This window comes from Flammeovirga sp. EKP202 (assembly GCF_014534745.1).
In the GTDB taxonomy this organism is placed as follows: Bacteria; Bacteroidota; Bacteroidia; order Cytophagales; family Flammeovirgaceae; genus Flammeovirga.
The window spans coordinates 25795-45056 of sequence record NZ_JACVVP010000018.1 but is presented as its reverse complement, the minus strand read 5'-3'; the positions used below and the strand labels follow the sequence as shown (position 1 = coordinate 45056).

Genomic DNA, 19262 nt, shown 5'->3' with positions numbered 1-19262 from the left:
TAAGTGTAAACGTGAGATATGAATAATACAATTATAATGTTATAAATATTAGTGTTTTACCTTTTTATGGATTGTAATAGTACAATATAATATAGTGCCTTTGGTTTGGGTTATTTATTTTAAATTAATCTAAATAAGTATAATTTTGAATTGTAAATAAATCGATCACCAACAAGAAAAGCTCTCTCTATACAATGGAGAAAATTGAAATATCAGAACTATTCTACTCAAAAAACTTAGATAAACTTACTAGGGCCTCACATGTTTCTAAAGGAGACAACAAAACAATGAAGAAGGTAAAAAAATGGAATACAACTGCAGCAAGTGGTGTTGTTGAAGAATTTTCATTTTCATCTTATCAATTACAGTTTCTTAAACTAAGAACTTATCAACATCTCGACTTTATATTAGATGCATTTCATTACTATTTAATTTTTAGTTTGAAAGACAATGCCCTGACCATTCTCAATCATAAACTATTGAAGGTAGAGGAAGGAATGATCTTTCATGATAAAAAATTAGAATGTCACCTATCAAAAGGTAAAAATGTAGAGCTACTAATATTTTCTTTCGATCTCTCTTTTTTCGATTCAAGTTTTATTAATTCTTCGAGTCTTTTCAAGGAAATATTTACCAATACAGTTTCATCAACTTTTGAGTTAAATAAGAAGATTCAAGAAATACTTTGGAATATCATAGAAAATGATAAAAAAGGAGACAGTGAATATCTCTATATCAACGCTAAAATATACCAACTTCTAACTGAAGTTTATGAAGTTCGTTTTCCTCCTGAAATTAAAATAGATGTAAAAGAGGACAAGCTTCATAAAGTGAAAAGCATTATTACTAATAATCTCGAAAACCAGTATTCCATTCCTGAACTGTCTAAAGAAATAGGGATGAATGCTTCCTATCTGAAAAAGAATTTTAAGGAGGTTTTCAATGAAACAATTTTTGAATTTGCAAATAGAAAGCGAATGCAAAAAGCACAGGTTTTATTAGTATCTACAGCGCTGCCTATCGCTATTATTTCTGAGAAAATAGGCTATCAACATGCATCCCATTTTTCATATGCTTTTAAAAATAGCATCGGAATTACACCTAATAAATATAGAGCTCAACACAAACAAAATGAGGCATAAGTCTCAATTCACAATGAAAACATTTATCTCACTTCTAATTTCTCTCTTATTCAGCTCGTTTGCTTTTTCGCAACATCAATTATCTGGAAAAGTATTAGATGAAAATAAAGAGGCAGTTTCTTTTGCAACTGTTCATTTAAAAGAAACAAAAAAAACAACCCGTACTGATATTGATGGAAATTTTGAATTCCAACAATTAAATAAGGGGGAATATACCCTTCAAATTTCTTTTGTGGGTTATGAAAAGTTGGAGCAAAAAGTCAAAGTTCCATTAGCAAAACCATTCATTTTTAATCTTAAATCCTCCACAACAAGGCTAGAACAAGTCACTGTTTTTGGCAAATCAGAAGCTACTCTGCTAAGAGAGGAAGCTTATGCAGTTGAAGTAATTGAGACAGAGAGTTTTAAAAATACTACTGTAGATGCAAGCCAATTATTAGGTAGAATATCTGGTGTTAACATCCGTCAGGATGGTGGTTTGGGGTCAAATTTTAGTCTCTCTCTTAATGGACTTTCTGGTAATAGAATTAGAACATTCATTGATGGTGTTCCAATGGATTATTTTGGCTCCTCTCTCACTTTAAACAACTTTCCTGTCAATCTGATAGAAGGGATAGAAGTCTATAAGGGAGCCGTTCCAATTCACCTTTCCTCTGATGCATTGGGTGGAGCAGTAAATATCCTTACTTCTAAAAATCCAATCAGTTATTTAGATGCGTCTTATTCCTACGGTAATTTTAATACACATAGGGCTTCATTTAACACACAATACCATCATAAGAAAACAGGTTTTACAGCTAGCATAAAATCCTTTTATAACCATAGTGATAATGATTATAAAATGGATGTTCACCTTCTGGATTTTGAAAGTGGAAAACTGGCGGATGAACCTACAGAGATTAGAAGATTTCATGATGCTTATACCTCAAAAATGATTTGGGGAGAAGTTGGTTTTATGGGTAAGAAGTTTGCTGATGAGTTAATGATTGGGGTAATGTATTCGGATAATTACAAAGAGATACAACAAAACCCTTTCGCTACTGGAGTGACGTCATTTCCTAATGGTGAGGCGTACATTCAAGAAGACAAACTGATTTATAATTTCACTTATCATAAAAAGAATCTTTTTTGGGAAGGGCTTAATGCCAACAGTTATGTGGTGTATGTAGACTCCGAAAGAAATGGTGTTGATGTAAGCCCACACCGCTATGATTGGTGGGGAGGATATGAGGAAAACGCACATGTCACTACTGGGGAGATGGGTAGAAAATCAGATGTAACTTTCTATGAGAAAAACTTGCTCGGAAACTTTAATGCTGAATATGAACTAAGTAATCACCATAGTATTGCAGTGAATTACTCATTGAATAATTTATCAATCAAGGGAGAAGACAAGTATCAGCCTCAGAATAATACACAGTTTTCAGAACCAAATGATGTTACAAAGCAAGTGATAGGAGCATCTTACACCTATTCTGCATTTGACGATAAATGGAGTAATATCGTTTTTGGTAAAAAATATTACTACAATCTTTTTGCTATTCAGTCCAACTATCAAGGAACAGAGTCCGAAGAGTTTAAATATATCAATGATGCGAACGGCTACGGTTTGGCAAGTACTTTCAAACTAAATAAAATTCAATTCAAAGCATCTTACGAAAAGGCGTATCGTTTCCCAGAATCTTATGAATTATTTGGAGATGGCTTAAATGTCATACCCAATCAAGAATTATTACCTGAAGAAAGTGATAACCTTAATTTGGGGGTACGCTTTAGTTCTGCACCTGGTAAATCCAATAGGGTCTTTTTAGAAGTTAATGGCTTCATACGAGGAACCAAAAATTATATCCGTTTTGAACCTAGAATGAACAGAAGCTATTACTTAAATGATAAAAGTGTAAAAGCAAACGGGGTAGACTTGACATTAAATTATAACATCAAAAATACTTTTAATATAGGCTTTGCAGGTACCTACCAAGATTTGAGGAATAATGATTCAGAGTCGGCCTTTTATAAAGATAGAGTACCCAACGAGCCTTATCTTTTTGGAAACCTCACGTTGAGTTTCAATAAACAACTCCGAAGAAGACAAAGTATAGCAGTAACCACAATCTCTAGATATGTTCATGACTTTTATTTCAAGTGGCCAAGCCTAGGTACAGCATCTTCAAAAGCAGAAATTCCAAGTCAACTCACTCATAACTTAGACATTACATACACTCTGAGAGAGGGTCGATATAACCTTTCTCTCTTGTGTACTAATATCCTTGATGCAAAGGTTTACGATAACCTTAATCAACAAAAACCTGGTCGTGCATACAGTATAAAAGCACGTTATTTTATTCAGAATTAAAATTTAACAAACATTTTTTCAACATGAAAAAGCATTTTTTACAACTCATCTTTATTGGTGTTTCACTTTTCTCTTTCATCTCATGTGATGAAAGTAGCAATGACACCACTACTCCAGCAGGCGAACAAAAATTTGTTTTGGGTATCGAAGCAGAAGGTGGACAAGATGTTCTTTTGACAGCAGATACTATTAATCAAGGGGAAATTTCTCCAATTGGAAATGGGCTGGAGCAACCTGCATGGATGTCTTTCTTCAAAGCTGGTAATATGGTGATTGCTGCAGGATATACAAGTGACAATATTTTTACAGGATATAGCTTAAGCGGCGAAGGTGGACAATTGGTAAACCAAGGGCAGTTGATCACTGACCAAGGTGTATATGCTACTACAAATGTGAATGATAATTACTTTGTAGCCATTGGTTCACCTCGTGAAGGTTTTGAAGAAAGAACAATCTACTTGATTGACAAAAATGACATGTCAATTGAAAGTAGAGCGAAAACAAGAATTGATGAAAGAAGAGAAGAGGATTTAGTAGCTTTCCCAACAGGTGTTTCAGTTGTTGGTGATAAATTATTTATTTCTTATTTCCTAACTGGTACTGGTGCAACTGTTCCTGCATTTGCTACTCCAAAAGCTGAAACAGCTAAAATTGCCGTTTATAACTATCCTTCAATGGAGTTTGTGAAATTAATTGAAGATACTCGTTCTTCAGAAATTGGTCGTTATACAACAGACTATTCAATGCAAGAAGATGAAAGCGGTACTATTTATAGTTTCTCCACTTCATCATTGGCTTCTGGTTTCTTACCCACTCCAACAACACCGTCAGGTTTCTTAAGAATCAAGAATGGTGAAACTGATTTTGATCCTGATTACTTCTTCAACTTCCAAGAAAAGAGTGGTGGTTACAAGATCAACACTGCAGTTTATTTGGGTGATGGTAAAATGTTGGTCCGTGCAGTAATGAGCGATCAAGTACATTGGTCTGCTTATTCTCCTAACATTGATGAAGGTTTAGAACATTTAAGCTTTATGATTGCTGATTTAAATGATCAGACGATCACTCCAGTAGCTAATATTCCAATGACCGGTGGTGGCTGGGAAATGGCAGCTTTAGTAAAAGAAGGTAAAGTATATGTAAATGTTTCAAACTCAACAGGTGCAAACATCTATGAAATTGATATTGCTACTTCTTCAGCTTCAAAAGGTGCTAGTATTGTAGGTCATTACACTAAAGCAATTTTTGAATTACAAGCAGCAGCAGAATAAATAAGATATTATACAGTCGTACGTTGGAATGACTGTTTAATGAACCACTAATCAATCTAAAGGTCATAGAATTTTTTCTATGGCCTTACTTAATACATTGTAAACTAAGTTTTCGAATATTTTTAGTATTTAGAAATCAGGAGATTTCTGTTGATCTGTAGGACACGAATGCCGCTAACGCTTAACATTCGCGCCAGTGGACTTTCTTCCCAATTCGTTTGGTACTTCTTCCTTCGGCCTTGAAGGGAAAAGCGTTAAGAATTTCATGTATTGAGCCGTTAAAAAATGATTTTGCTGTTTGAGCACAGCGAGTTTAAAATCATTTAGGCTCAAGGAATGGAATTTAGCTTTTGCGTTCAAAGCCTTGAATTTTTTGCTTCGTTTTTGTTTCAAGACAAAAATGAAGAAGAAGGAAGCTTGAAAGTAGGCCCTATAAAATCTAGTAGAAATACAGATTGAAAGTTAACGGTAATTTAGTTTACAATATACTTAAATTATTACCCATGACACTTAAAAAACTTCTAGGAAAAGCTCATCTTATATTAGGTCTTATCTCAGGCCTTGTCGTTTTTATTGTTTCCATTACAGGTTGTATTTATGCATTTGAGCACGAAATTCAGGAATTAATTCAACCGTACCGATTTGTAAGAGAGGTAAAAGGTGAGATTTTACCACCTTCAGAAATCAAGAAAATTGCATTGGAAGCTACAGATGGAATGAAAGTACAGAGGATTTATTATGAGACTCCTCAAAATGCTTCAATGGCTTTACATTATGCCGATGATGCTCCCTATTTTTATCTTACATTTATTGATCAATATACTGGGGAAGTACTGAAAGTAAAGAATTTAAGGACCGATTTCTTTACGGTAGTACTTTATTTACATATATCGTTATTACTCCCTTATGGAGAACAAATAGTAGGCATTTCTACACTAATTTTTTTAGTGTTATTAATCTCAGGAATAGTATTGTGGTGGCCTAAAAACTCCAAGAAGAAAGCCTTAAAGCAGAAGTTTAAAATCAAATGGAATGCAAGGTGGAGAAGACAGAACTATGATATCCATAGTGTTTTAGGTTTTTATGCGACTTGGATTTTGATTTTTACAGTAATTACGGGATTAATTTGGTCTTATTCATGGTTTGAAAAGAGTGTTTATTATGTTTTGTCTGGAGGAAAAACGTTAGTCGAGCAAAGAGAATTATTATCTAACGCAGATTTCACTTTTGATTCAACTTCTACAAATGTCGATAAGGCATGGTACAAAGTGCTTCAGGAAGATGAGAGCATTTTAGGTTCAGTAGTGTATGTTCCACAAAAAAGTGAGGATATAATTAAGATTTACACAAGCCCTGAACATGGAAAATACGGAAAGCTGGATTGGAGGTATTTTGATCAACATACTTTAGATGAATTTAAGGTTGATGATTATAGAGGACGTTATAAGGATGCAACATTGACGGATAAAATCATCAGACTTAATTATGATATTCATACTGGAGGTATATTGGGATTAGCAGGAAAGTTTATCATGTTTTTCGCTTCTTTAATTTCGAGTAGTTTACCGATCACTGGTTTTTTATTGTGGAGAGGAAGGAAAAAGAAGAAAACAAAACAATCAAAACAAGAAGTCGGAGAGCTAGTGTAATTTTGTTTAATGTTATTGAAAGTTAATGTAGGTAGGGAAGTGATATTAAAAGGTGTATTAATAGTACCAACGAAATGTTATCCAAATAATTGAAAAGAAAGTAGTTAACGATAAATAATTTTTCATGAATTGACTAACACAAACAAACTTTGAGGATTATCAAAAAACAATAAAGCCTCACATTTTTTTATCTATTCACAACATATCTGTAGAATAAATTTACGCTTAGACTTTAAGTTGTAAATGGCGGGAAGCCTTCTCCTACATGGAGGGGCTTCTTTTTTTGGTTTTAGATTTTACGTTCACCGAAAAGTGATATATTTGTAATTAGAAGTACAAAAAACAGGTATTTTTTGCACCATATCGTTTTTAATTGTGATGCTCAAAATATAAAACCAAAATGAATTGTGTTATTCTTATTGGTGTCTGTACTTAAGACTTAAACAACATTTTTTTTCATGGGCAAGGTATATACAATTCACGACATAGCGATCCGACTAAACATATCAAAATCTACAGTTTCAAGAGCCTTGAGGAACCATCCTGATGTCAGTAAAGAAACCAAGACACTTGTCCATGAAATGGCAGCAAAGCTGAATTATCAAAAAAATATTCTGGCTTCCAATCTTGCGAGTAAAAATACCAATTTGATAGGTGTTGTCATTCCAGAAATTGCCCGTCAACACTTCTTCGCTCAAGCGCTCAGTGGGATTCAAAGAGTAGCCAAAGAACACGGTTACATTGTGATGGTTTGCCAATCCAATGAAGAATATTTAGAGGAAATTAATCAAGTAAATGCCTTGGTCAACAGTAGGGTAGCAGGTATACTTATTTCTCTTTCAAAAGAAACCAATGATTACCAACATATTCTTAATGCTCAGGATAGACACACACCTGTAGTGTTGTTCGATAGAGGAACTGATAAAATTGAAATTTCACAAGTCTTAGTCGATGACTATAAAGGAGCCTATGAAATTACGACACATTTGATAAAACAAGGGTACCAAAATATAGCTCATCTTAGTGGACCAATGTCTTTATCCATCAGTCAAAAAAGATATAAAGGTTTCATGGATGCATTAAAAGATGCAGGTCGATCTACTACGGACGCCTACGTTTTACAATGTGATAATTTAAGTTTGGACGCGAGAGAAGCGACAGAAAGAATTTTATCGCTGAAGAAAAGACCCGATGCTATTTTCTGTATGAGTGATTATATGGCAATTCAAGTATTAAAAGAATTAAAGTCTAATCAGATTCAGGTTCCAGAAGAAATTGCATTGGCTGGTTTTGCGGGTGATCCAATCACTGAGATTGTGGAGCCTCAGCTATCTACGGTAGAACAACCTGCTTTCGATATTGGGGTACAGGCTGCCAAAAGGTTAATTATGGAGATTGAAACAGAAGATAGGGATACGCTTGGGTTTATCCATAAAATATTAGACACCAATCTATTAGTTAGAGAATCTACTACCTCATAAAAAAGGCTGTTCTAAAGAATTATTTCTTCAAAACAGCCTCAGTGTATATTAGAGATTTTGATTATAAGAATTTCACTTCTCCGTTGTGCAATTGATAATAAGCTGAAACGATTTTTACCTTACCGCTATTCACGGCGTCGGCAATAATTTTAGAACGCTCTACTAATTCACTTGCATTTAATTTTGCATTGGTTTTCACTACTTCATTGACATCTGGACTATCAGTAGCTTCTATTGCAGGAGTAATCTGACATAATAAGTGGTTTAAATTGTAGCCATTATCACCACCATTTACTGCAGCTGTTACAGCACCACAACTTTCATGTCCTAAAACGACAATTACTTGTGAACCTAAGTGAGCTACGGCATATTCAATGGAAGCAATACTATCTGTATTGGCAATATTACCTGCTACACGAACGACAAAAAGTTCACCTAGACCTTTATCAAAAGCTATTTCAGGTACAACTCTACTATCCGCACAGCTTAGAACAATAGTATCTGGGTTTTGGCCATTGGTAAGTTCTGTGATTCTGGCTTTATCTCTAAGTTTTCCTTCGGCTTTCTCTGAAACGAATTTTTGGTTTCCTGCAATAAGACTATCAATGATTTCCTGTTGTGTCATAATTATTTAATCATCTTTAAAGGTTATCTACTTGTAGATAATATAAATGATTGGAGAAAGGAATCAAAATTTGGTCAATTAAGAAAATACAAACAAAACTAAACATTTGAAAAAGGAAATTGTTTTAAGGAATAGTACAATTTTAGTAGTAAGATATTCGAAGTGATTGAATATCAATGTAAATTGAATTGGAGTCTATTGAAGTAATGATTTTTCTATTCAACTAGATGATTAATACTAGAAGACTGGATTTGGACTTTTAGGGCAAAACTTTGAGCATATAAGTAAAAAAGAGAAAGTAGATCGGGCGTATAAATAGATATAAAAACAATAACTCGTCTTAATGCTTAAAAAAATGATTACAGATAGATACGAATTAGAGGTTCATCCTGATTTACTAGAATCAGTTTTAGATTACTTAAATGAAAGAGATGTAGAACAACATGCAATATTTTCCTTCGTAACAGAGGAAAAGAAACTTCTAAGAATGTTAAATGAAATATTCTTTAAAAAACAAACAGAGGCAAGTTTTTGGTTCAATGATCAAAAATATAAAACTAGAACTTTAGAGATGTTAGATGTGATGTATGATTTAGCGAAAAGGCTTGAGTATCCAAATGACATCTTTCTATATAAAAAATACTTCCAAAAAATGTTTGGATAAACAAAATTCTTACAGCCTCACTACCTTTAAGTAGCGAGGTTTTTTTGTAAAAAATAAAAATAGATGCTGTACTAAAAGTGATTATAAAATTGGTTAGGGACAATAAAGTGATGAGAATGTTACGTTAATGAAAACTTTTTTTTCTGATTTATGGTTTATTAGGTTGAATTATTACATATGTAAAATTAATCCATTAAAAACCCGTAAATTGAATATAATTACAATAACCAACTCATTTTCAAATACTATTTCATTATTTTCCAACAGACCCATTAACACTCAATGAAATTAACCATCGTAGTATTTCTCTTATTTTCTTGCACGTACAGCTATGGGCAAGAACATGATGAAGACAACAAAGAACTCGAACCTCATCCAAATCTAGTTGACAAATTATTAGAGTTGATTACATACAGGAATGAAAGGTTTTCTTCTGTTTTTTATCCCATAGGTGGGTTTAGTGAACAGGAGGGAATATCCATTGGAGTCATGCCCGTAGTGACCTTTAATGACAAGGATACATCTAGTAAAAGTCAAAAAAAATACAACCGTCCAACTACTTTCATCCCTTCATTTTCAGTATCGACAAAAGGACTTTTCAACCTGGATGCAAGCTTGATTATGTTTGGTAAAGGAAAGTTTAATATGTATTTCAATGGAGTGTATCAAAACGTTCCAAATACCTATTATGGAATTAACGAAGAGACTCCCACTGATACTACTTCCTATTTTAATAGACGCTTTTCAACATTTGGGGAAGTAAGTTACGAATTGACTGAAACGCTCTTTTTAGGACTTCATTATGACATCCAAAATAATACCATTGAAAACGTAGAAAGTGTACCTCATCTCTATGAAACATCAGAGGGGATTGCAGGAGGTTTTAATTTTGGACTAGGGCCTATATTGAAATTCGATACTAGAGATAACATTGTATATCCTACAAAAGGAAGCTTATTGGTAACTTCCATTACAGCTTATCCTAAAATGTTGGGTAACGATTATGTTTTTTGGCATTTCTATTCGGAAGTCAGTCACTTTTTCAAAATAAAAAATGAAAAAAATATATTAGGTTTCTTTGGTGCATTTCATATGAAAAGTGGAAACATACCTTTCTATTATCTTAATACGCTGGGTGGTTCAAAGAAGATGAGGAGTATCGCTCAACCCAATCGTTTCATTGATAAAAACTATTATTTGGCTCAGATGGAATACAGAAGACATCTATGGTGGAGAGTTGGATTGGTTACTTTTGCCAGTGTGGGTAATGTTTATGGCTCCAATGGAACTAATGCATTTGAAAACGTGAAATACACTTTAGGAATGGGATTTAGATTTCAGTTAGTTGAAAATATGAAGTTGAATTTCAGAATTGATTACGGTTTTGGAAATTATGACCAACAAGGCTTATGGCTTACAAGTAGAGAAGCTTTTTAAACTTTGTTGATCATCTTTATATCTTTAAATCTGGAATAATACCGAGGTTTCAATTGTAGTATCTGTTTTTTGTGTGGCTTCAACTTTAGCTACGCAATCAAAAGGGAAATATTCAATCATCTCTTCCATCGAAGTAAAATAATCAGTACCATACTTTTGTGTACCTTTATAAAAGACTTGATTGATCATTAAATATTTACCAGAAAAATTTTCTTTCAGTGTCTTGAATAAACCTTCAAGATCTGGAAGGATATACCAAATAATCTCACTAAGAAGGATGCAATCGTATTCTTTATACATCTCCAAACTTTTGGTAATATCACCCACTTGAAAATCTAAGTGAGGAAATAATGAATTGGCTCTTGCTATTGCTGTTTCTGAAATATCAATACTTTTAGGGATAATACCTGTTTCTCTATAGACCCATTCGGCATAATAGCCCAAACCGCAGCCACATTCAACAAGTGACTTTATATCAAAATTTCTCATATGAAGAATACCTGATAGTCGGGAGTAATTGTTGGGTTGTGTAGATTGGGTCCACGGGTCTTTACATTCTTTGTACATAGTCTCAAAGTCACCAATGAATTCGCCTTCTTTAATCACATAATCGTGATAGTTTTTCTCTGTTTCCATAATTTATTCAATAAATAAGTTTGTCATTAAAAAAAATATTGGCCGGGTAAATTTTATTGCATTGAGTAATATAACGTTAATTGCTAATAAATGTAAGTAAACTTCAAATTAAAATTGGAATAAGACTATTCATTGATGAATTAGCGTCAAAATGATTAAAGTCAAGCTTCCTTCTTCTCAATATTGAAAAGGCTTAGAAAATCCAGAATCAACAGTCATTCAATATTTATAAGTGAATTCATAAATAATAAGAAAATGGACCTAGCTTTCTACGAATTGAAATAATTCGAAAACAAAATAAATCACTTAACTGTTCCTTTTTTGTTATCTTGTTTTAGCTTAAGTCAATTTTTATAGAAAAACATATAATTATTTACTCTAAGATTAACTCATCTTCAACTTTAAACAACAAATATGCTATGAGTGGTTATAGGTTCACACAATATATCCCACCAGAAAATAAACAAAATAATACCTTTCAAGAACTCTTAAAAATATTTTTAGAACTGATCAATATTACTTCAGGTGATGTTTCAGAAACATTATCATGGATGAATGATCTTGATAAACAATATAATCTCACAAATGACAGTTATGGCATGGGTGACTTTTATGATGATCTCAAGAAAAACGGTTACATAAAGGAAAACCCAACCCAAACCGGAGACGTGACAATCACTCCAAAAAGTGAACAGAGTATACGTCAACAAGCATTAGATGAGATTTTTGGTAAATTAAAAAAAGGAGGCTCCGGTGATCACAAAACACCATTTGCAGGTAATAAAGGAGATGAATTTACACCCGATAAACGTGCTTTTGAATTTGGAGATGCTTTGAGTCAAATTTCAATGACAGACTCCATCCGCAATGCTCAAGTCAATCATGGTATTGATGATTTTTCGATTAATGAAGACGACCTTGAGGTAGTAGAAAAGGAGTATAGAACACAGACTTCTACTGTTTTGATGATTGATATTTCCCACTCTATGATTTTATATGGAGAGGACAGAATAACTCCAGCGAAGAAAGTAGCGATGGCCTTGGCAGAAATGATCAAGCGAAAGTATAAAAAAGATACGCTTGATATTATCGTTTTTGGCAATGATGCTTGGCAAATCAATATCAAAGATCTTCCTTATTTACAAGTAGGGCCATACCACACCAATACAGTAGCAGGTTTGGAGTTGGCAATGGACCTTTTGAGAAGAAAGAAAACGACCAATAAACAAATTTTTATGATTACGGATGGGAAACCTTCTTGTATAAAAGAGGGGGCGAAGTACTATAAAAATAGTTTTGGATTGGATCGCAAAATCGTCAATAAAACCCTCAATTTGGCGGCTCAGGCCCGTAGGTTGAAAATACCAGTGACCACTTTTATGATTGCTTCTGATCCTTATTTACAACAGTTTGTTCAGGAATTTACTCAAGCCAATAACGGAAACGCCTATTATAGTGGCTTAAAAGGTTTGGGAGATATGATATTTAGTGATTACAGCAGAAACAAGAAAAAAAGATAAATAAAGAAATACATGAAAAATTACACTCAACTTTCTACAGAGGAAAAAAAACAGATTCAAACGCTTGGTGAATTAAAAGCTTCAGGTTATCAGTCCAAATCCGTTAAACAAGAATTAAGGGATAATTTAATAGAAAAATTAAAGCAAAATGAAAGTCCTTTTCCAGAGATTTGGGGTTATGAGGAGACCGTGATTCCGGAACTTGAAAGAGGAATTTTGTCGATGCATAACATCAATTTATTAGGTTTGAGAGGTCAAGCAAAAACTAGAATTGCTCGACTTTTGATCAATCTTTTAGATGATGTAATTCCGGTGGTGAAAGGAACAGAACTGAATGATGATCCACTAGCACCTTTATCATTTAAAGCAAAAGAACTCATCAATACAAAAGGAGATGAGACAGAAATTGAATGGTGGTCGAGAGATGACCGTTACACTGAAAAATTAGCAACGCCAGATGTAAGTGTTGCTGACTTGATTGGTGACATTGACCCTATCAAAGCCGCGGCAAATAAATTAAGTTACTCCGATGAAAGAGTTATTCATTATGGGTTAATTCCTCGATCACATAGAGGTTTATTTGTGATCAATGAATTGCCTGATTTACAACCAAGAATTCAGGTTTCCCTTTTCAATATATTACAAGAAGGAGATATTCAAATCAGAGGTTTCAAGCTAAGATTACCGTTGGATATCCAATTTGTATTTACAGCCAACCCAGAAGATTATACAAATCGTGGTAGCATTGTTACTCCTTTGAAAGATAGGATCGAGACACAAATTATAACACATTATCCTAAAGATTTACAGATTGCGAAGAAGATCACAGAGCAAGAGGCTAATATTAAACCTTCACAAAAGGAAGTGATCAAGGTCAACGATATCACTCGTAATCTAATTGAACAAATTGCTTTTGAAGCGAGAGCCAACGAGTTTGTGGATGAGAAAAGTGGAGTTTCAGCCCGTTTAACAATTTCAGCACTTGAAAACTTGTACTCTTCGGCTGAGCGTAGACTTTTAATCAACAATGAAAATGTAACTTATGTAAGGGTGGCAGATCTTATAGGGACTATACCTGCCATTACAGGAAAAATTGAATTGGTATACGAAGGAGAACAAGAAGGAGCAGGCGAGGTTGCACAAAGTCTTATCAGTAAAGCAATCAGAAAACAATTTACTAATTACTTCCCATCTCCCGAACAGGCCAAAAAGCTTGGGGATAATTTATACCAGCCTATCGTAGAGTGGTTTGGAGAAGGTTATAAAGTGGATTTGATTCATGCATCGAGCAATGAAAAATTTAGAAAGGTATTGGATTCAGTTCCGAACCTTAGAGCAATTGTAGAGAAAAAATATCCGAATGAGCCTGTAGATGAAATTTACTACAGAATGGAATTCGTACTGCATGGTTTAGCTGAATTCAGTCAGTTAAGTAAACATAATCTTACGTCAAGTATGAGTTTCTCTGATTTACTGACAGGTATGATGAACTTTTCGGATGATGAAGATTTATAAAAAATACAACTTGGACAAATTGGTATAATAAAAGACCTTTTAGGGTAAATCGATCTATTTGTAACGCCGTTAAAAATAGTGAGTATAAAAAAATAGTAGTTGTTAGATATAACAATTATGATAATCATATCAATTTAGTTGTGACAGTGATGGGTTAATGATCCATCACTGTTTTTTTATTGCCCTAATTCTAATCTCTATCATTTGAGGTTACAACTGCTTATATTTGAATTTTAGCAGTTTTCCAATTTTAAAGGTTCAGCTGCTCGTTACGTTTTAAACTAAGTTTTCGTTAAATTATAATTCATATTTCTTCTAAACTTTATAGGGTCTACTTCCAAGCTTCCTTCTTCTTCATTTTTGTCTTAACACAAAAACGAAGCAAAAAAGTCTAGGCTTAGAAGTCAAAAGCTAAATTTCATTTCTTTCGCCTAAATGATTTTAAACTCGCTAAAGCTCAAACAAGAAAATCATTTTTAACGGCTCTATACATGAAATTCTTAACGCTTTTCCCTTCAAGGCCGATTTAGATACTACTAAATGACTGCCTGATTACAGATCAAAAAAATAGGGTTTAATAATTATCTTCTAAAATGCAGTTCTGTAGGGTCGTTGCATTGCAACGTCCTCGCGTACCATAATACACAACCATTTATACTTCATAGTAGAAATTAAATTAATTAACGAAAAAACTTATTTTACAACATTCATATTATTCTAATAACTAAAGGTAAAATGTCAAAATACTTCCAATACAGTGAAATAGAAATAGAGTTTCTTAAGAAAAAAGATAAAAAACTAAAAGCAGCCATTGAGAGAATAGGTATGATTCAGCGGAGCGTTAACCCAGATCTATTTTCTTCCATCATTAAAATTATTATTGGTCAACAAATCTCCACAAGGGCACAAGAAACCATTTGGGAAAGGCTAAAAGATAAAATAGGAGATGTGACAGCAGAGAACATTGAGAAACTGTCTGATGAATCTTTACAAAGTATTGGAATTTCTTTCCGAAAAGCATCTTATATTAAGAATTTTACATCAAAGGTAATTACCAATGAATTTGATATTGAGTGTTTACAGCAACAGTCAGATGAATCAGTAATTGAAGCACTTTCTTCCTTAAAAGGAATAGGTGAATGGACAGCAGAGATGCTCATGATCTTTTCAATGCAAAGAAAAGACATTTTATCGTATGGTGATTTAGCAATTATTAGAGGCATAAGAATGTTATATCGTCATAGAGAGGTTTCAAAAGAAAGATTTTTGAAATATAAGAAACGCTTTTCTCCTTACGGTTCTGTGGCCAGCTTATATCTATGGGCTATTGCAGGTGGAGCGATAGAGGAGTTAAATGATCCTATTTCTAAATAATTTTCAAAGTTGAATAAAGACCATACTAATATCGTCATAATGCTCCTTGGAGGAGCAAAGTTCTGAGATATACTCATAATTAACAGTAGCTAAATCAATCTTGTCCTTGAAACTATAAATACCATCTGTACTGATGATAACAGATTCTTTAAAGTGATGGGTGAAATGGATAATATGATGATTGAACCAGTTTTGGAAACTATGCTGTAAGTGGTAGCATAAAAAGTCTGGGACATTGTTTTGGTCTATTTTTTTCCAATGCCCATCAATGCCTATCAAACCATCTCCAGCACAATAAGTCACAGTGTATTTGGTGTTTGTATCCGTTACGTTTAAGAGTAAAGTACTCGCCAATTCATCATAGCTTAACGAAAGTAATCGTTGAGTCAATTGTATTTGGGTGAAAAAAGAATGTAGGATTTCATTCCCAATCATAGAAAGGTTTAAATCCTCTAAGCTGTTATGGTGTGATAATAAACGCTGACATGAATTACTCAATACCTTTTTAAAGAGCAAAGAAGCAAACTGACTTTCAATGGCTGAGGTACAACCGTCCATCACGGCACTAATTACAAATCTATTCTGAAGAATACGATAGAAAAGAGCATCTTCATTGTTTTCATGTTGATGCCCTCTTTTTGATAAAGTTTGGATAATCATTTTTCTTTTAAAAGCGTTTTTTTCCAATGATTACCCTATTTTTTATTCTTCTAAATCAAGATAATCTTCATCTTCTTGAGAAAGCGTGTCACCCATGTCATTCAATTGTGCTTGTAGATCTTTTTGTTCTTCCAATTCATGGAGCTTTTTGATCATCTCAGCATTGACATACTGTCCTTTCTTATTTTGAAGAATGTCTGTAAAATGTTCATATAGGTATTTGTATTCATCAGACTCCAATGACAAAACATCTAAGTGTCTTTTGATTGTCTTGTGATCATGACGTACAGCGGGGCCTGTTTGTCCATCAATAGGAGAAGGAAGTGAGAAGGCTTTATCTATCGTTTCTTGAACAAGAGGTTGAAGTTCCTGAAAAGATAAACCTGAAGTCTCAATGATTTGAGAAGAAACTTCAAGAAGATAATTTGTGAAATTACAAGCAAAAACGGCCGCGATATGAAGTCTTTTTCTTTCCTCACTATTCAAATGAAACACCTTTGGAGTAATGACTTCAGCCAATTGTGCCAACTGATCTAATGCTGTTTTAGCAGTAGCATCGATACAGATGGGAACTTCACTAAATTTAATCTTTTTGCCAAAAGAAAATGTCTGTAGAGGATAGAATACGCCAGTGTACAAAGTGCTACCTGACAGTACTTCTAGCGGTGTAGCACCAGAAGTGTGGACCAAGATCGCTTTATGATTTGGCAACTTGATAGTATCAGCCACTTCTTGAATGGCATTATCTGCAACGGCTATGATAAAGATCTCAGCAATACTATCTGAAAAATCTAATTGATCAGTAGGTCGTGCATCATAAAACTTCTTTGCTAGTTTTTTGGCGTTCTTTTTATTTCTGCTGTACACTTCTTCAATCACTACACCCTTATCTTCCAGTACCGTACCTAAGTGAGTAGCTACTCTCCCCGAACCTATTAAAGTTACCCTCATCATTATACTATAAATTCATGTCCCTTTTGTGGGATCACAACGTTTTTATATCCTAAATTTTCGATTCTTTCTTTAAATGCGACCATGGATTCTTCTTCACCATGATTTAAAAAGATTTGTGTGACTTTATTTTTGTCTTGCTGTTGAATGAAGTTTTGTAGATCATTGACATCCCCATGACCACTGAAAGAATCCGTTTGTTCAATTTTACAATTGACTTTCAAGTCTTCATTTCCAATCCTTAAATAGCCTTCATTATCTCTAAGTCTTGCTCCAAGAGTACCTTCGGCAGAAAAACCTACCATAAGCACAGTGGCATAAGGATTTTCCATATTTGCTTGTATATGATGTTGGATGCGTCCTCCCTCTAACATTCCAGAAGATGAAATAATGATATAGGGCTCATTATAATTAGAAATGGCCTTGCTATCATTTTGCTTCTGAGCGTATTCAATATTTTCAAAATTGAATAAAGAGTCGTAATCTTCTTTGAAGTCTTTGGCCTCTTGATTAAGTAAATATAGGAAATCTTCGTAGATCCTATTACTCTGCATGGCTAAAGGAGAATCTGCAAAAACCTTAATTCTTGGTAACTTCCCCTCTTCAAAGAGTTTATGTAATTCAAAAAGTACTGCTTGTGTTCTTCCAATACTGAAAGCTGGAATAATCAAGCGTCCCGGAATATCAATACACGCTCTTTTGATAACCTCTTGTAATTCCTTTGTAGAATCATCGATTTTGCTATGTTCTCTATTACCATAAGTAGTTTCACAAATTACATAATCGGCTTGAGGCAATTCGATGGGATCTTGTAAAAGAGGGTAGTTTTTCCTTCCGATGTCGCCAGAGAAGAGAAATGATTTTTCCACTCCTCCTTCTTCTACTTCCACTAAAATATGTGCGGCCCCTAAAAGGTGACCTGCGGGAAGGAATGTGACCCAAACTCCTGGCTTTATATTAAACCTTCTTTTGAATTGAATAGGGACCACTTCTTTCATGGTGTCACTCACTTCGGGTGTAGTGTAGAGGTTTTCGGGAATAAAGTTGAAATGATCTAAACTTAAACCTCTGGATTTCCTTTTGCTGTATGCCTTTAACTTACGTTGGTTGATACGAGCAGAATCTTCCAATAGGATTTGAGTAAGCGATGCAGTGGCAGAGGTACAAAGAATTTGTCCTTCAAATCCTTCTTTATATAAATTGGGAAGTTTTCCCGAGTGGTCTAAATGGGCGTGCGATAATAAAACTACATTGACTAATGAAGCATCAAAAGGTAAAGCTGAAGTAGGGTATAATGGGTCCGTTTCAGCCATATTTGACATATCTATCCCGCAATCAATTAATATTTGATATCCATCATCCAAAGTCAGTAACGTCATACTACCTGTTACCTTTTCGGCTGCTCCCCAAAATGTAAGTCTCATTCAGTTATTGTATTTATAATCTAAAAGTCATATGTATTCTATCAACAATCCTTTTAAAGCTTCCTACTGATATGTGATAACTGTATTTAATAAACTTTGAATCACACTACAAATAGGTGTTGCATTAATATTTATATTTTACTCACAAAAAGAAAGCAAGACAAAAAGGATAACGATTTTTGATAGAGTACTTACAAATTTAATATGAACGTCCACTAATAGAAGTAAAATCCAATAATTATTTTCAATCATCATGAAATAACATTTTATGTAGGACGATTATTATTTACCATTTGACTTATAAACTACCCTTTGGGGTAGTAGAAGTTTGTTTTGAACCCAATACCTTTGTTGACAAACAGGTATTAAAATGAGAACATTCTGTTTTACTACTTTCAGTTAACTAAGTATATTAGAAATTACTGATTCTTTACCATTCAAGAGGACAGGGTGCTTATTGTAAAAGTATTCTGTTCTTTTTTTATGTTAAGAATGTAACATTGTAACAGAAAATTATTTTAATCTAAGATTTTTTGACATTATAGAAAGTCAGATAAGTT

Annotated in this window: 15 protein-coding genes; 10 read left to right on the top strand and 5 right to left on the bottom strand. The window is 33.7% G+C overall.

The features are described from left to right. Positions 1-287 precede the first annotated feature (287 nt). From IC221_RS12765 to IC221_RS12745, 5 genes are all read left to right on the top strand, one after another. The gene (locus IC221_RS12765) at positions 288-1142 is read left to right on the top strand and encodes an AraC family transcriptional regulator (protein ID WP_188169339.1); all 855 of its coding nucleotides are present in this window, start codon (positions 288-290) and stop codon (positions 1140-1142) included. A 13-nt stretch (positions 1143-1155) separates the two neighbouring features. Continuing rightward, positions 1156-3495, top strand: a complete 2340-nt coding sequence (locus IC221_RS12760) for a TonB-dependent receptor (RefSeq protein WP_188169338.1) — start codon at positions 1156-1158, stop codon at positions 3493-3495. A 23-nt stretch (positions 3496-3518) separates the two neighbouring features. After that, entirely contained in the window at positions 3519-4766 is a 1248-nt protein-coding gene (locus IC221_RS12755; RefSeq protein WP_188169337.1) for a DUF4374 domain-containing protein, read from the top strand. 503 nt (positions 4767-5269) lie between these two features. Next, positions 5270-6415 (top strand): PepSY domain-containing protein, encoded by a 1146-nt coding sequence (locus tag IC221_RS12750; RefSeq protein WP_188169336.1) that lies wholly within the window; start codon positions 5270-5272, stop codon positions 6413-6415. 458 nt (positions 6416-6873) lie between these two features. After that, a complete protein-coding gene (locus tag IC221_RS12745; protein ID WP_188169335.1) occupies positions 6874-7896 on the top strand; it encodes a LacI family DNA-binding transcriptional regulator in 1023 nt (340 codons plus the stop codon). A gap of 61 nt (positions 7897-7957) precedes the next feature. On the opposite strand, the gene IC221_RS12740 is transcribed toward IC221_RS12745, so the two are convergent. Beyond that, on the bottom strand, positions 7958-8521 hold the full coding sequence (locus IC221_RS12740; protein WP_044205810.1) for a carbonic anhydrase: 564 nt from the start codon (positions 8519-8521) through the stop codon (positions 7958-7960). A 355-nt stretch (positions 8522-8876) separates the two neighbouring features. Between IC221_RS12740 and IC221_RS12735 the strand changes: the two genes are divergently transcribed. Both IC221_RS12735 and IC221_RS12730 read left to right on the top strand, forming a co-directional pair. Continuing rightward, a complete protein-coding gene (locus IC221_RS12735) occupies positions 8877-9185 on the top strand; it encodes a hypothetical protein (protein ID WP_156152354.1) in 309 nt (102 codons plus the stop codon). A 282-nt stretch (positions 9186-9467) separates the two neighbouring features. Continuing rightward, entirely contained in the window at positions 9468-10622 is a 1155-nt protein-coding gene (locus tag IC221_RS12730) for a BamA/TamA family outer membrane protein (protein ID WP_188169334.1), read from the top strand. Between the two features lie 24 nt (positions 10623-10646). On the opposite strand, the gene IC221_RS12725 is transcribed toward IC221_RS12730, so the two are convergent. Next, positions 10647-11258 carry a trans-aconitate 2-methyltransferase gene (locus IC221_RS12725; RefSeq protein ID WP_188169333.1) on the bottom strand — a complete coding sequence of 204 codons (612 nt, stop codon included), beginning with the start codon at positions 11256-11258 and terminating at the stop codon, positions 10647-10649. 419 nt (positions 11259-11677) lie between these two features. Between IC221_RS12725 and IC221_RS12720 the strand changes: the two genes are divergently transcribed. The 3 genes from IC221_RS12720 (at position 11678) to IC221_RS12710 (ending at position 15667) form a co-directional block, all read left to right on the top strand. Beyond that, positions 11678-12778 carry a VWA domain-containing protein gene (locus IC221_RS12720; RefSeq protein ID WP_044205798.1) on the top strand — a complete coding sequence of 367 codons (1101 nt, stop codon included), beginning with the start codon at positions 11678-11680 and terminating at the stop codon, positions 12776-12778. A 12-nt stretch (positions 12779-12790) separates the two neighbouring features. Further along, positions 12791-14293, top strand: a complete 1503-nt coding sequence (locus IC221_RS12715; RefSeq protein WP_188169332.1) for a sigma 54-interacting transcriptional regulator — start codon at positions 12791-12793, stop codon at positions 14291-14293. Between the two features lie 735 nt (positions 14294-15028). Beyond that, positions 15029-15667 (top strand): DNA-3-methyladenine glycosylase, encoded by a 639-nt coding sequence (locus IC221_RS12710; protein ID WP_188169331.1) that lies wholly within the window; start codon positions 15029-15031, stop codon positions 15665-15667. Positions 15668-15670: 3 nt separating this feature from the next. Here the strand turns inward: IC221_RS12710 and IC221_RS12705 are convergent, their stop codons facing one another. From IC221_RS12705 to IC221_RS12695, 3 genes are read right to left on the bottom strand one after another with little or no spacing between them, the layout of a single operon-like run. Continuing rightward, on the bottom strand, positions 15671-16327 hold the full coding sequence (locus tag IC221_RS12705) for a protein phosphatase 2C domain-containing protein (protein WP_188169330.1): 657 nt from the start codon (positions 16325-16327) through the stop codon (positions 15671-15673). Between the two features lie 42 nt (positions 16328-16369). Beyond that, a complete protein-coding gene (locus IC221_RS12700; protein WP_188169329.1) occupies positions 16370-17281 on the bottom strand; it encodes a Rossmann-like and DUF2520 domain-containing protein in 912 nt (303 codons plus the stop codon). Next, entirely contained in the window at positions 17281-18702 is a 1422-nt protein-coding gene (locus IC221_RS12695; RefSeq protein WP_188169328.1) for an MBL fold metallo-hydrolase RNA specificity domain-containing protein, read from the bottom strand. Before IC221_RS12695 ends, IC221_RS12700 begins: the two co-directional genes overlap by 1 nt. Between the last annotated feature and the right edge of the window lie 560 nt (positions 18703-19262).

Excerpts from the sequence above, each read along its gene's own strand:
- IC221_RS12740 (WP_044205810.1), bottom strand. The coding sequence starts at position 8,521 with ATGACACAACAGGAAATCATTGATAGTCTTATTGCAGGAAACCAAAAA.
- IC221_RS12755 (WP_188169337.1), top strand. The coding sequence starts at position 3,519 with ATGAAAAAGCATTTTTTACAACTCATCTTTATTGGTGTTTCACTTTTC.
- IC221_RS12705 (WP_188169330.1), bottom strand. The coding sequence starts at position 16,327 with ATGATTATCCAAACTTTATCAAAAAGAGGGCATCAACATGAAAACAAT.
- IC221_RS12700 (WP_188169329.1), bottom strand. The coding sequence starts at position 17,281 with ATGATGAGGGTAACTTTAATAGGTTCGGGGAGAGTAGCTACTCACTTA.
- IC221_RS12710 (WP_188169331.1), top strand. The coding sequence starts at position 15,029 with ATGTCAAAATACTTCCAATACAGTGAAATAGAAATAGAGTTTCTTAAG.
- IC221_RS12750 (WP_188169336.1), top strand. The coding sequence starts at position 5,270 with ATGACACTTAAAAAACTTCTAGGAAAAGCTCATCTTATATTAGGTCTT.
- IC221_RS12745 (WP_188169335.1), top strand. The coding sequence starts at position 6,874 with ATGGGCAAGGTATATACAATTCACGACATAGCGATCCGACTAAACATA.
- IC221_RS12725 (WP_188169333.1), bottom strand. The coding sequence starts at position 11,258 with ATGGAAACAGAGAAAAACTATCACGATTATGTGATTAAAGAAGGCGAA.
- IC221_RS12730 (WP_188169334.1), top strand. The coding sequence starts at position 9,468 with ATGAAATTAACCATCGTAGTATTTCTCTTATTTTCTTGCACGTACAGC.
- IC221_RS12715 (WP_188169332.1), top strand. The coding sequence starts at position 12,791 with ATGAAAAATTACACTCAACTTTCTACAGAGGAAAAAAAACAGATTCAA.
- IC221_RS12735 (WP_156152354.1), top strand. The coding sequence starts at position 8,877 with ATGATTACAGATAGATACGAATTAGAGGTTCATCCTGATTTACTAGAA.
- IC221_RS12760 (WP_188169338.1), top strand. The coding sequence starts at position 1,156 with ATGAAAACATTTATCTCACTTCTAATTTCTCTCTTATTCAGCTCGTTT.
- IC221_RS12720 (WP_044205798.1), top strand. The coding sequence starts at position 11,678 with ATGAGTGGTTATAGGTTCACACAATATATCCCACCAGAAAATAAACAA.
- IC221_RS12695 (WP_188169328.1), bottom strand. The coding sequence starts at position 18,702 with ATGAGACTTACATTTTGGGGAGCAGCCGAAAAGGTAACAGGTAGTATG.
- IC221_RS12765 (WP_188169339.1), top strand. The coding sequence starts at position 288 with ATGAAGAAGGTAAAAAAATGGAATACAACTGCAGCAAGTGGTGTTGTT.